The organism is Polaromonas sp. (assembly GCF_010365105.1).
In the GTDB taxonomy this organism is placed as follows: domain Bacteria; phylum Pseudomonadota; class Gammaproteobacteria; order Burkholderiales; family Burkholderiaceae_C; genus Polaromonas.
This window is the reverse complement of the sequence record NZ_JAAFGZ010000029.1, coordinates 37664-49886: the sequence shown is the minus strand read 5'-3', so window position 1 is coordinate 49886 and position 12223 is coordinate 37664. Positions and strand designations below refer to the sequence as shown.

The window sequence follows — 12223 nt, the reverse complement described above, 5'->3', positions numbered from 1 at the left end:
TGGGCTACGGCAAGATGGAAGGCAGCAACGACGACCGCGCCATTGCCTACATCATCGAGCGCGACAGCTACACCGGCCCGGCCTACCACCAGGAATGGTTCGGCATGAAGCCAACCACGCCCATCATCTCGGGCGGCATGAACGCGCTGCGCCTGCCAGGTTTCTTTGAAAACCTGGGCCACGGCAACGTCATCAACACCTCGGGCGGCGGCGCTTACGGCCACATCGACAGCCCGGCGGACGGCGCTGCGTCGCTGCGCCAGGCTTACGAATGCTGGAAAGCCGGCGCCGACCCCATCGAGTGGGCCAAAGAGCACCGGGAATTCGCCCGCGCCTTCGAGTCCTTTCCGGGCGACGCCGACAAGCTGTTTCCGGGCTGGCGCGACAAAATCGGCGTACACCGGTAAAAGTTGAGAAGAAATGCCCTGCAGCCCACATGGAACGTGCGCAAGCAGCTATTTATTTTGTAGCAGGTACCACGATGGAAATTCCTTTTTACCAGCCGCAGGGCAACGAGGTGGCCTTGTTCGAGGCGGCTTATGCCGCGCGCCTGCCGGTGATGGTCAAGGGACCGACGGGCTGCGGCAAGTCGCGCTTCATCGAAGCGATGGCGCACCGGCTGCAGCGCCCGCTCATCACCGTGGCCTGCAACGAAGACATGACCGCCTCTGATCTGGTGGGCCGCTACCTGCTCGACGCCAATGGCACGCGCTGGCAAGACGGCCCGCTGACCCGCGCCGCCCGGCTGGGGGCGATTTGCTACCTCGATGAAATCGTCGAGGCGCGGCAAGACACCACGGTCGTGATTCACCCGCTGACCGACCACCGCCGCCAGCTGCCGCTGGACAAGAAGGGCGAAACCCTTGAGGCGCACCCGGATTTCCAGCTGGTGATTTCCTACAACCCCGGCTACCAGAGCCTGCTCAAGGACTTGAAACCCTCGACCAAGCAGCGCTTTGTGGCCTTTGAGTTTGACTACCCCGCCGCACCGCTCGAAGCGCAGATCGTCAGCCGCGAAACCGGGCTGGACAGCGCCCGCGCCGCGCAACTGGTGCAAATCGCCCACGCCGCCCGCCGCCTCAAGGGCCACGGCCTGACCGAAGGCATCTCAACCCGGCTGCTGGTCTATGCCGCCACCTTGATGCAGGGCGGAATTGCCCCGCCCGAGGCCTGCCGCATGGCGCTGGTGCGCCCCATCACCGACGATGCGGACATTCGCCAGACGCTGGACCATGCGATTGACGCGGTGTTCGGCTGAGGACCGGCAACGTGGCCGCCGCATCCTCACTCTCACTTTCTCCTGAACGCGCCCTGGCACCGGCGCAGCTTGAAGCCTGCCGCGCCCGGCTGGACTGCGGCTTTGCAGCGGTGCAGGCCGTGCTGCTCGACTGCCTGCGGGAAGCTGAAAGCCTGCTCAGTCCGCCCGGCCTCAACGCCTGGCTGGACTGCGCCCGCACGCTGGGCAAGATGGGACGCGGGCCGGAGCCGGTGCTGGCACTGCTGCAAGCCTGGCCGCAGGTGGCGCACAGCGTGGGCGAAGACCTGCTGGACGAGGTGGCCGGCCTGTTGCAACTGATGCAAAAGTCGCCCAACAGCGGCGCGATGGCCCCTTTGCTGCAGACCCTGCCCGCCGTCGCCCGCCGCCTGCAGGGGCCGGACCCGCTGCGCCGCTACCTGCGCACCGTGCAGGAGGTGATGCGCCGCAGCACCGTCTCGCTGCACGGCCACCACGCCACCTTTGCCAGCCCCGGCCTGCCGGTGCTCTTGGTGCAAGCGCCCCGGCTGCTGGGCTTGCTCAACGTCACCGGCTTGGCGCGCTGGGCCGACTACGGCCTGCGCCACTACCTGCACCACCCCGAACGCCAGCGCGAGTATTTCGCCGTCCAGTTGCCCGACAGCCGCGCCGTGTTGCAGCGCGAGCGCCACGGCACGCTGCTGGCCGATGTCGAACGCCAGTTGGAGCTGACCCTGCGCGGGCTGTGGCAAGACCAAAACCCGGCCCCGCTGCGGGCCTACGCCACCGGCTTTGACGGCCTGCCCGCGCCCGCGCCGTGGAGTACCCACCACACCCCGCACGACAGCCTGTGCCTGCCCGATGTCTATGACGACCTGAACGGCATCAGCGGCCTGAACCGCTACCGGCTGGCGCTGGCCCATCTGGCCGGGCACCGGCGCTGGAGCCAGCCCCTGCTGGCCGACAACCTCAGCCCGCTGCAGCGCCTGACGATTGAATGCCTGGAAGACGCCCGCATCGACCACCTGCTGCTGCGCCGCTACCCCGGCCTGCGCCCGCTGCTGCTGGCGCTGCATCCAACGCCCGTCGAAGGTGCTTGCGACCCGACCGTCACCAGCTGTCTGCGCCACCGGCTGGCCCTGCTGTCACGCGCCCTGCTCGACCCGGCCCACGGCTACCGCGATGCGGCGCTGAACGAGTGCGCGGCGGCTTTTCATGCGCTGCTGGCGCGGGATGAATCCAGCACGCAGGCCATGCAAGCGCTGGCGCTGCAGCACGCCACCCGCACCCGCCGCCAGAGCGACCAGCTGGCGCGCGTTTTTTTCGACAACACCGTGGTCAGCTACCGCGACGACAACCGCCACCTGTGGCGCTTCATTGAAGCGGGCGACGAAGAAGACAGCTTTGCCGACGAGCGCCCCGCCGCCGAGCCGGAAACCCCCGGCCTGCCGCCGCGCCACTACCCCGAATGGGACGCCGCCAGCCAGAGCTACCGGCCCGACTGGGTCAGCCTGTACGAGTCGCTGCATCCGCGTGGCGACGCCGCATTCATCGACGCCCTGCTCGCCCAACACGCCGCGCTGGCGCGCCAGTTGCAGCAACTGCTCGACCGCCTCAAGCCGCAGCACCGGGTGCGCATTCGCCATCAGGAAGACGGCAGCGAGCTGGATTTGGATCAGGCGATTCGCTCGGTGATCGACTGGCGCGCCGGTTGCACGCCCGATACGCGCATCCTCATGAGCCACCGCACCGACGGGCGCAGCATTGCCGTGCTGGTGCTGCTGGACTTGTCGCAGTCGCTGAACGACGCCGTACCCGGCACCGGCCAGACCCGGCTGGCACTGAGCCAGCAAGCCGTGGCCCTGCTGGCCTGGGCGATGGACCGGCTGGGCGACCCGTTTGCGCTGGCGGGTTTTCATTCCAACACCCGGCACGACGTGCGCTTTATGCACCTCAAGGGTTTCGGCGAGCGCTGGGACGAAACCCCCAAAGCCCGGCTGGCCGCGTTGCAGGCGCAGTATTCGACCCGCATGGGCGCAGCGCTGCGCCATGCCGCCCGCAGCCTGAGCGCGCAAACCGCCGACAAGAAACTGCTGCTGGTGCTGACCGATGGCCGCCCGTCCGATGTGGACACGCCCAACGAGCAAACGCTGGTGGCCGACACCCGCCAGGCGGTGCAGGAGCTGGCCCAGTTGGGCATTCACAGCCACTGCATCAGCCTGGACCCGCAGGCCGATGCCTATGTGCATGACATCTTCGGCCAGCATGCCACCGTGGTGGACCGGGTCGAGCAGCTGCCCGAGAGGCTGACCCGCCTGTTTGTCAGCCTGACGCGCTGAAACGCCCCGTTTAGGCATCAAAATAGGCTTTTGCGCAGGCTGGACGGGCACAAGGTGCTATTAAAAAGTGAGTGTTTTGCAAAGGTGCTGAGGTTTCTTCCGTGCCTTTGCCTATTGCGGCCTGCTTCTGCGCGGCTGTTCAGGGTCATTGAAGTCATGGACAAACTGGGCGACTGGAGGCTATTGATCTGAAGCAGTTCTTCAATATGGAAAACCGTAGGTCTGTTTTAGACTGGAAGCCGCCGGTCGGGATTTACTTACCAATTGCTGCTCCCGACCCACAGCCGAAGTTCGCAGTCCTCGATTGCTGGCCGCAAAGCAGACGGTCATCTGGCTTGAGGTCACTGCTGCCGCGCAAAGGTTGACACGCTGGGGGCAGCGAACCCGCAAGCCTGCTGGGCCGACTTGATCTTAGTGCGAGCATGGGCGGAGCAAGGACGAGATTCGCCAGCATTCCTTACCACGTGCATCACGGGTGATCTGCTTCGCCAGCTGCGGGCAGCCTCATTGGGTTCGCCGATCGCATCGGGCGTGGGCGGGCGCTTCATTGAAAGCCAAGACCCGCGCCTTTTACGCCCCAACATCACCACGGCCACCGCGACCCACAGCACAACGGTAAAGCCGGTTTGCCAGACGAGGCCTTGCTCCAACGATGTCGCCGGGTACAGCACGAACAGCCAGCCTGTGTAGCTGGCGTGCATCAGCACGGCCAACAGCAGACTCTGCGTGTTCGCATAGACCCAAGTCATCAACAGGCGATAGGCCGTCAAGGCCCCGACATAGAAAACCGCGAACTCCAGCAACCAAAGGGTACCCAGTGCAGAAGAGTTCTGGCGAAAGTCGACCAGCACATGCCAGAGCGCCCACAGGAGACCGAGCCACAAGCCAGCAACGAACAACCGCTGCCGATGCAACAACCGCGGTGCCGCAAAGCCTGTCCAGCCGACCTCCTCGAAGCTGCCGGCAACAAGGCCGATCGCGAACAGCGGCCACTGAAATCGCGGCGAGAACGCCGGATCCAAGAAGATGCTCAAGGGCCACAGCGTCGCGAGCAAGAGCAGGGGCATGGTCATCAACGCGACCAGGTACCAGCGAAGACCGGCTCGCCACTGTGCTGAGCGCGCCCGGAGCCGGTGCAACCCGGCCCGACCCTCGAGTAGCGCCGTCAACGCCAGCCCAGCCACGCTCGGACCCAGGAGCATGAGCACGAAGATGAGGCCGGTGTCTAGCGGCCTCAGGTCGAGCAGATTGAAGTCCGTAGCATTCAGGACGAACAGGATGCCGCCCCAGCTGATGCCGAATGCCAGGGCGAAGAAGCTGCACACGGGGTAGCGCCGCAGTAATGTCTCGAACCTCATGGCCTGACCGTCGGATCGAGTAGCATCACGATTTCAGCCATGATGACGTCGTCATGCCCGACCCAAGTGTGACCGCCTTCATCGAAGCCGACGAACTTCGCCCCGGCGATCTGGCTCGCGGTGTACTGCGCGCTGGCATAGGTGCCGTAGCGATCGTCGCGTGCACTGACGATGAGGGTTGGCAGGTGGATGGAGCCCAGCGGCGCGGGCACCAGGTGCTTGCCGACCGCCGTATCGCTGCGCAGTCCCTCGGCACGGGCGGATACAGGGAGGATGTTGTCGAGCATCGCGTTCACCCGCGCCCGCTCCTGCGGGCTGGCCGTCGCGAGCAACTCCGGCGGCGTGGCCAGCACCACCCTGATTACCTGATCGCGCGAGACCTGCAACGCCGCCCAGAAGAGGAAGTCCGAACCGATCAGCCGCATCATCGTGGCCTCGACCCACGCGGGCATCGGGGGCGCGGAGTCGGCCTGCGACGGCGGCTTGTAGGCCAGCGGTACCAGCAGGATCAGCGCACTGACCCGATCGAGGTGGCGGATGGCCATCTGCAGCGCCGACGGCGCGCCGGCCGAGCCGCCCATCACGGCAGCACGCCGAATGCCCAGTGCGTCAAGCAGGCACACATGCGCATCGGCCTGTGCAGCTGCCGATGAGTCCGCGGGCATCGGCGTGCGCAGGTAGCCGAAGCGCGACATCGCGATCACGCGGATGCCGTGCTGCGCCAGCGCCCCCGCGAAGGCCATGCCCTGGTCGTGGCCACCGCCACTGCCGTGCACCACCAGCAGCGGCACACCGGTGCCTGCCTCCTGAACCTCAATGGGTCCGCAGCGCGTCTGCAGCAGCACGGCGCCTTTTGCCGCGCGTGCCCGGGCTTGTGCCATGTCGCTGTTGAATTGCCAGCCGACCAGGACCACCGCGCCTACCAGACCTAGGGCCAGCAGGGCAAGCACGGACCGTCGCATGCTCGGCTTCATGGCGATCCGATACGGTTGCCGCGCACGGGAAAGCGGCCGTTGAACAGGATTGGCAAGGGATCGCCGCCCAACGGCGCGCCAACAGGGCCGGGCCGCTGTGCGTGGACATGCAGATGCGGCTCACCGGTGTTGCCCGAGTTCCCGACCGAGCCCAGCCAGACGCCCGCGGCGACCGCGTCCCCCACGCGGACCCGCACGCTTCCCGGGCTCAAGTGGCCGAGCAACACGTCAGCCTGCTCGCATCGCAGCAAGACGTGGTTGCCCGCCATGTGCGCGCGATCCATCTGCGGAACCTGCATGTCGGGCAGTCCGTCCACTGCGAGCACGACCCGGCCGGCGCAAGGGGCCAGCACGAGTGCGCCATAGATGCGATAGGCACGCGGGTCTGCAGGCTGCAGACCCTTCGCGCGCAACCCGAGGCCATCGATTTGCACGAGGTCGATGCCATAGGATTGCCCGCGCCAGTGGCGGAACCGAGACTCGCTGCCATCGAGCGTTTCGATATGGGCGTTTGTGCTGGAGTCACTGCCACCATTTACGACGAGGTAGTGCCCCGGCCCCAACGGGAATACCAGGTTCACCAGCGGCAGGGGCGCCGGGGTGCGGCTGTGCCATGCGGTGACGATGCCGTAGGCAGATGCCACACCCAGCGCGGTGAACAGGGCTGCAACGACCCACGCACCTAGGGTCCGAGGCCATGGCGACGCAAACGGGCGGCGCTGACGCAGCCCTAGCCAGGCAGCGGCCAGGAGACCCGCACCGAACCCCCACGGTGCCCACCAAGGCGGCACCAGCCAGATGCCAAGCCAGGCAGCGGCCCACAGACTGGCAGCGCTAGCGGCAAGTTGGATGCAGAAGCCTGAAGTGCTGCGTGGTGAAGCCAGCGCCATCCACAGGATGAGGGCCAAAGGCACTGCGGCCTGCACGAGAAACAAGGTGTTCATGGCTTCGCCTCAACGAAACCCTGAGCCGGGCCGACCGCGCCGCGCTTGACCATCAGCCCTAACGCCAGCAGCGCCAGCATGGCAACGACGAACGCGTAGGCCCGGAAGCTGACTTCGCTGGGCAACACCGGCACGACGGTCGGCCAGAAGTTGATCGTCGTGTGGAGCACCAGTGCCGCCACCACGCTGCCCGCGGTGCGATTGACCAGCCACGCGAACAAGACGGACATGGCCACGACGCTCAGCAAGAACAGGGCGAGCGGGATGTGGGCTTGCGAAGTGCCGTCGATGAAGAACAGCGGCAGGTGCCACACGCCCCACACCAACCCCAGACCCAGGCTGGCGGCGCGCCACCCGAATCGATCTTGCAGAACCGGCAATGCATAGCCGCGCCAGCCGAACTCTTCTCCCATGGGTCCGCCCAGCAGCAGGATCAGCGGCAGATTCGCGAGGGTCATCAGCAGGTGCCCGGATGCCGGCGAAGTTGCGATGGTGCCACCCCACGCGATGTGCAAGCCCGCCGCCATAGACATCACGGCCAGCGGCAAAAGCAGGGCGAAGGCCCACCAACCCCAGCCGATGCGCCACTGCAGGCAGTGCGCCAACCAGGCGCGCAAACCCACCCACTTGCGGGTGCTCGCCACCACCACGATCGCGGCAAGGCTTGGCCCGAAGCTGCCGGCAAACATCAGCAGCGCCGCGAGCCACGGGAGCTGCGGTTTGATGGCCGGCGACAAACCCCAGCAAGCCCAGGACCAGGCAAATGTCAGCGCAAAATAGCCTGCCAGGGGTGCCTGCCGTAGCCATTTCGTCAGAATCATGGCAAGAACGTGTAGCGCAGCTTCTGGACATGTCCAACGAAGTACGCCTTGCGGCCTTCAGGCCGAACCCAGTCCGCTTCACCGGCCATCGGAATCAGCATGCCGTCCTGCGTCCGGTAGTCGGACAAGCCGCAGTCCCAGGGCAGCATCAGCATGTTCCCGTCCTTGCCCACCCCGGCACCCCGCGCCTCTGCACGCACCGAGGCGATCAAGCCGGCATCGTTGAAGCGGAACAGCAAGGTCAAACTGATTGGGCCATCGACGATGGTGGCGTTGGCGGAAGCGTCGTCAACTGCTTCCCACCGCACGCCCTGACTGGGCAGCAGCGCAGTGGGATACCACGGGCTTTCAGCAAAGTAGCGCATGAACTCGCCGCGCGCGATCTCGCCGTCGCCGTGTGAGTTGGCCACCGTAAAGAGCCCGAACAGCTTTGCATACAGACTGCCGTTGCCGGCGATGTAACTGTCTTCCACGTGCGCGGGCACGCCGGGAAACATGTCCACCTGGGCATCCCACAAGAAACCTGGTCTACGGGTGACAACTCGCTGACGCGACGTGAACGGCTTCCATTGCTCGGCGGTGGCCGACATGTTGATGGTGCCAGTCATCTCGATAGTAGCCCCGGCAATGATCGGCTGTCCGTCCGTCAGCACCGTGCGGAAGTAGCGTTGCACCGGCGCAGGGAGCCCTTCGAGTTCATGCGCGTCATAGCGCGTGTGTGACGGGAACCGACCCTGCGCCCCAACGTTACCCGATTCGAGCAGGCTGGTGTGCGTGCGAACCAGCGCAGCCCATCGGGCAGTGCCGACTACGCGCAATCCTATGGCAACGACGACCAGCACCCCAAGGGCGATACCTAGCCACATCAGCACTGTCATTGCATTTCCTTTGGTTTGATGCCTGTCGCTCACATCAGAACGGCCTCGACCGGCCGCCGCAGTGAGCGTGGCAGCAATGGGCCGCGACCGAATCGCACGACGAGGTCCGGCCGTTGGCCGGTCAAGCCCAGTGCGGCGGCGAAGGGCGGACGAAGTGCCGCCACTTCAATCGGCTGGTTCAAGAAGGCATTGCGAATGCCCAGCGCAGTGGCCTGCAGTGCGAAGCGCTCGTAGCAGCGCCCCACGTCCACCCAGTGCATCTTGTCGGCAGTCTGCCCGACGAACACCGCGATACCGGCGGAGCTGCGCACCTGCCGCGCGTACTTGTCGTTCTCGCCTTTCGGCGTGAAGACCCAGCGAAACGCCAGATCACCGATCCATGACGGAATGTTGGGGTTGCCAGAGGACGCGCTGTACAGGCCATCGCGGGTGCGAACGGCATCGGCGCCATTGAAGCGGATCCAGTCCTTCAGCTCCTTGACGAAGGCTGCGTCGGCCATCTGCGCCGTGTTGCCTTGAACCACGTAGTCCAGCGTCTGCTCCATCGCCTGGCGCTCTGTCAACAACAGCAGGCGCACCTTATCCGAACTGCCGGCGCGTTGCAACAGCGTCAGTTCTTCGCCTGACAACGGCTTGCCGTCATAGTCACCGCGCGTGCATTGGCGAAGGGGGATTGCCGTAAACAGTGGTGTGGTCTGGGCTTGCGTGGGTTCGAGCGTCACACGCACCGCGTCGCTAGCTGGGTCGAACTGCGCCTCACCCTTGAGGCCGTGAGCAAGCGCGGCCTGGGTCAGGTTCTCGGTGGCGCAGCCCAGCGAGACGAAAACGTGATGGTCGTCCGGATCTACCGCAGGGCAACGACGCGTCAGGTCGGGCTGGATGGTGATGGACCGGCCGCTGCCGTCAAGTGCGAACTTCCAGCACTGCGTGTTGTGGCTAGACGGGGCCAGCGTGGCGTAGCGAACCAGCTCCCGACCGAGTGCAGCGCCACTGAGACCCGTTACGGGACCCGACTGCCAAGTGCGCGCGGCGACCGCTTCGTAGCCGTCCGCTGCATACTCTTGGGAACACCCCGAAAGCGCCAGCGGGCTGGCTACCAAGTACGACGTCGAAGCGGAGAACTGTCTGCGTGTGATCATGATTTCACTTTCCGTTGCGTCTGACCGGCGGTCGCCAGAAGACCTATTCCCACCAAGCCGGTAGGAATGAGGCCGAGGTCAGGCTGCACGCCGATGAGAAACGCAGCCTGGGCACCGACAAGGCACCACAGCAAAGGAACGATCAACGGGCTGCGCGGCGTTGGCGGCACTGCGAAGCACAGCATGCCGATGATGAAGATCGTCGTCGGGCAAGGCAGACCGAAAGTCGGTGTCGCCGGATACGGATGACCAGCGTAGGCCGACCAGACCGGGTAAACGACCAGGGCGAATACGATGAGCGCAGCCCCTGTCACCGCCTTCGGGCCGGGGGCCCACTGGAAGGTGAGCCTGCGTCGAATCACGCCCTGCCAGATGAACGCGGCTGCGCCGACCATCGAGAGGGCGGCAAACGCATAGGCCGCAGGACTGATGCGTGCGAAGAAGGCGAGGTGGTAGGCCAAGGCGATCCAGGCCCAAAGCACCCCGAGGATGGCGGACACGGCAACACCAGACCAGGGCCGAGGCCTCAGCGCCGCTACCATTGCGGCCAGGGCCATGACGACGAGTAACCACTGTGCCGGCCATATGGAAGTGTTGTAGTCACGAAAGACTCCGTAAAACTTTTCGATCGTGAACGGAAGCTTCATAGCCGTTCAGGCTAGGTGCCAAAGGCTGCGGCTGTCTGTGCGCTGCCGCACACGGCGCGACGGCCCTGGGACAAGCCAGTCGAACACCTTGCCAGAGCAACCGGCGCGCGGGCCGCCTGCAAGAGTCCGGTTCTCGACGCCACTGGTCACCAACGAGAGCAAGGCGATCGCTGAAAAGAACGCTGCCCAGACAGTGGCGATTGAAGTTCGTTGGGCTGCTTGAAAGCTGACGGCCGTGAACGGCAGGAACTGGCCGAGTCCGGTAGGTCGCGCCACCAACGTCAATGACCGCTCCCGCTGCATTCCGGCTGTTCAAATCCAAAAACTGTCGGGCTGCTTTAGACCCAAATTGGCTGTTCATAAATTCAGTTGCCAGCCATAACGGCTGCGCGGGTGAAGACGCAGCCACCTGACGCTACGGCCAGACCTCGCCCACCTGCTCTACCGACTACGCCAGCCGTGTAGTTCCGTTTGCAGCGGCAGAGCACTGCAGCCAGCCCCCTCCCCCGAACACACATCTTGCAAAACTTGCCAGCAACTGCAAGCCAACTATCCACCTGCTTCTTCACGCCGCTGGACAGTCATTTTCCCCACGCTTATTTCTCCAATAAAAACAAGCACTTAAATCAAGCCTTCAGGGTATTCCCGGGGTTTCTTGTTTCTGGCGTGTGACTTGCAAAACAGAACGTGCCTGCGCCTAACGCCAGGTCCGTACACCCGGCGGGTTTAACCGCCGGTTGGTTGGCAAAGAGCAAGAAGCAACTGGAGACATCCCACCATGGAAACCTTTTACGAGGTGATGCGCCGCCAAGGCATTTCCCGCCGCAGTTTTTTGAAATACTGCTCCCTGACGGCCACCTCGCTCGGACTGGGCTCGTCCTTCGTGCCGCAGATTGCCCACGCGATGGAAACCAAGCCGCGCACCCCGGTGCTGTGGCTGCACGGCCTGGAATGCACCTGCTGTTCGGAATCCTTCATCCGCTCGGCGCATCCGCTGGCCAAGGATGTGGTGCTGTCGATGATTTCGCTGGACTATGACGACACGCTGATGGCCGCCGCCGGTCATCAGGCCGAAGCCATCCTTGAAGAAATCATGGTCAAGTACAAGGGCAACTACATCCTGGCGGTCGAGGGCAACCCGCCGCTGAACCAGGACGGCATGAGCTGCATCATCGGCGGCAAGCCTTTCATTGACCAGCTCAAGCATGTGGCCAAGGACGCCAAGGCCATTATTTCGTGGGGTTCGTGCGCTTCGTGGGGTTGCGTGCAGGCCGCCAAGCCGAACCCGACCCAGGCCACGCCGATACACAAGGTCATTTTCGACAAGCCGATCATCAAGGTGCCGGGCTGCCCGCCGATTGCCGAAGTCATGACGGGCGTGATCACCTACATGCTGACCTTCGACCGCATCCCGGAGCTGGACCGTCAGGGCCGCCCCAAGATGTTCTACAGCCAGCGCATCCACGACAAATGCTACCGCCGCCCGCACTTTGACGCGGGCCAGTTCGTCGAGAAGTTCGACGACGAATCGGCGCGCAAGGGTTACTGCCTCTACAAGGTCGGCTGCAAGGGACCGACGACCTACAACGCCTGCTCCACCACGCGCTGGAACGAAGGCACGAGCTTTCCGATTCAGGCGGGTCACGGCTGCATCGGCTGCTCGGAAGACGGTTTTTGGGACAAGGGTTCGTTCTATGACCGGCTGACCGGCATCAACCAGTTCGGCGTCGAAGCCAACGCCGACCAGGTGGGCGGCGTGGCCGCCGGTGTGGTGGGCGCTGCCGCCGTGGCGCATGCCGCCGTGTCGGCCATCAAACGGGCCACGCAAAAGACCGACAGCCCGGCCAAGGCACCTGCCGAACACTGAAGCCGCAACCCCGACAAGAACA

Annotated in this window: 11 protein-coding genes; 4 read left to right on the top strand and 7 right to left on the bottom strand. The window is 64.8% G+C overall.

The window, feature by feature from the left end; genetic code table 11:
* From GZ092_RS16625 to GZ092_RS16615, 3 genes are all read left to right on the top strand, one after another.
* Window positions 1–407: RuBisCO large subunit C-terminal-like domain-containing protein (locus GZ092_RS16625; protein WP_293638028.1), on the top strand; the 407-nt coding region annotated here is incomplete at its 5' end.
* Window positions 408–481: 74 nt separating this feature from the next.
* On the top strand, window positions 482–1258 hold the full coding sequence (locus GZ092_RS16620) for a CbbQ/NirQ/NorQ/GpvN family protein (protein WP_293638026.1): 777 nt from the start codon (window positions 482–484) through the stop codon (window positions 1256–1258).
* 11 nt (window positions 1259–1269) lie between these two features.
* On the top strand, window positions 1270–3573 hold the full coding sequence (locus GZ092_RS16615) for a VWA domain-containing protein (protein ID WP_293638024.1): 2304 nt from the start codon (window positions 1270–1272) through the stop codon (window positions 3571–3573).
* 341 nt (window positions 3574–3914) lie between these two features.
* Here GZ092_RS16615 and GZ092_RS16610 read toward each other — a convergent pair whose 3' ends face one another.
* From GZ092_RS16610 to GZ092_RS16580, 7 genes are read right to left on the bottom strand one after another with little or no spacing between them, the layout of a single operon-like run.
* On the bottom strand, window positions 3915–4931 hold the full coding sequence (locus GZ092_RS16610) for a CPBP family glutamic-type intramembrane protease (protein WP_293638022.1): 1017 nt from the start codon (window positions 4929–4931) through the stop codon (window positions 3915–3917).
* A complete protein-coding gene (locus GZ092_RS16605; RefSeq protein ID WP_293638020.1) occupies window positions 4928–5905 on the bottom strand; it encodes an alpha/beta hydrolase in 978 nt (325 codons plus the stop codon). Before GZ092_RS16605 ends, GZ092_RS16610 begins: the two co-directional genes overlap by 4 nt.
* On the bottom strand, window positions 5902–6849 hold the full coding sequence (locus tag GZ092_RS16600) for a peptidoglycan DD-metalloendopeptidase family protein (RefSeq protein ID WP_293638019.1): 948 nt from the start codon (window positions 6847–6849) through the stop codon (window positions 5902–5904). Before GZ092_RS16600 ends, GZ092_RS16605 begins: the two co-directional genes overlap by 4 nt.
* Window positions 6846–7670: a type II CAAX endopeptidase family protein gene (locus GZ092_RS16595; RefSeq protein ID WP_293638017.1), complete on the bottom strand. Its 825-nt coding sequence runs from the start codon at window positions 7668–7670 to the stop codon at window positions 6846–6848. The genes GZ092_RS16600 and GZ092_RS16595 overlap by 4 nt, the downstream gene beginning before the upstream one ends.
* Window positions 7667–8536 (bottom strand): DUF6544 family protein, encoded by an 870-nt coding sequence (locus GZ092_RS16590; RefSeq protein WP_293638015.1) that lies wholly within the window; start codon window positions 8534–8536, stop codon window positions 7667–7669. Before GZ092_RS16590 ends, GZ092_RS16595 begins: the two co-directional genes overlap by 4 nt.
* Window positions 8537–8577: 41 nt before the next feature.
* Complete coding sequence (locus GZ092_RS16585) at window positions 8578–9687, bottom strand: Tat pathway signal protein (RefSeq protein WP_293638013.1); 1110 nt, start codon at window positions 9685–9687, stop codon at window positions 8578–8580.
* Window positions 9684–10334 (bottom strand): DUF6064 family protein, encoded by a 651-nt coding sequence (locus GZ092_RS16580; RefSeq protein ID WP_293638012.1) that lies wholly within the window; start codon window positions 10332–10334, stop codon window positions 9684–9686. The genes GZ092_RS16585 and GZ092_RS16580 overlap by 4 nt, the downstream gene beginning before the upstream one ends.
* Before the next feature lie 778 nt (window positions 10335–11112).
* Between GZ092_RS16580 and GZ092_RS16575 the strand changes: the two genes are divergently transcribed.
* Window positions 11113–12201, top strand: coding sequence for a hydrogenase small subunit (locus GZ092_RS16575; RefSeq protein WP_293638011.1), 1089 nt, complete (start codon window positions 11113–11115; stop codon window positions 12199–12201).
* Window positions 12202–12223 lie beyond the last annotated feature (22 nt).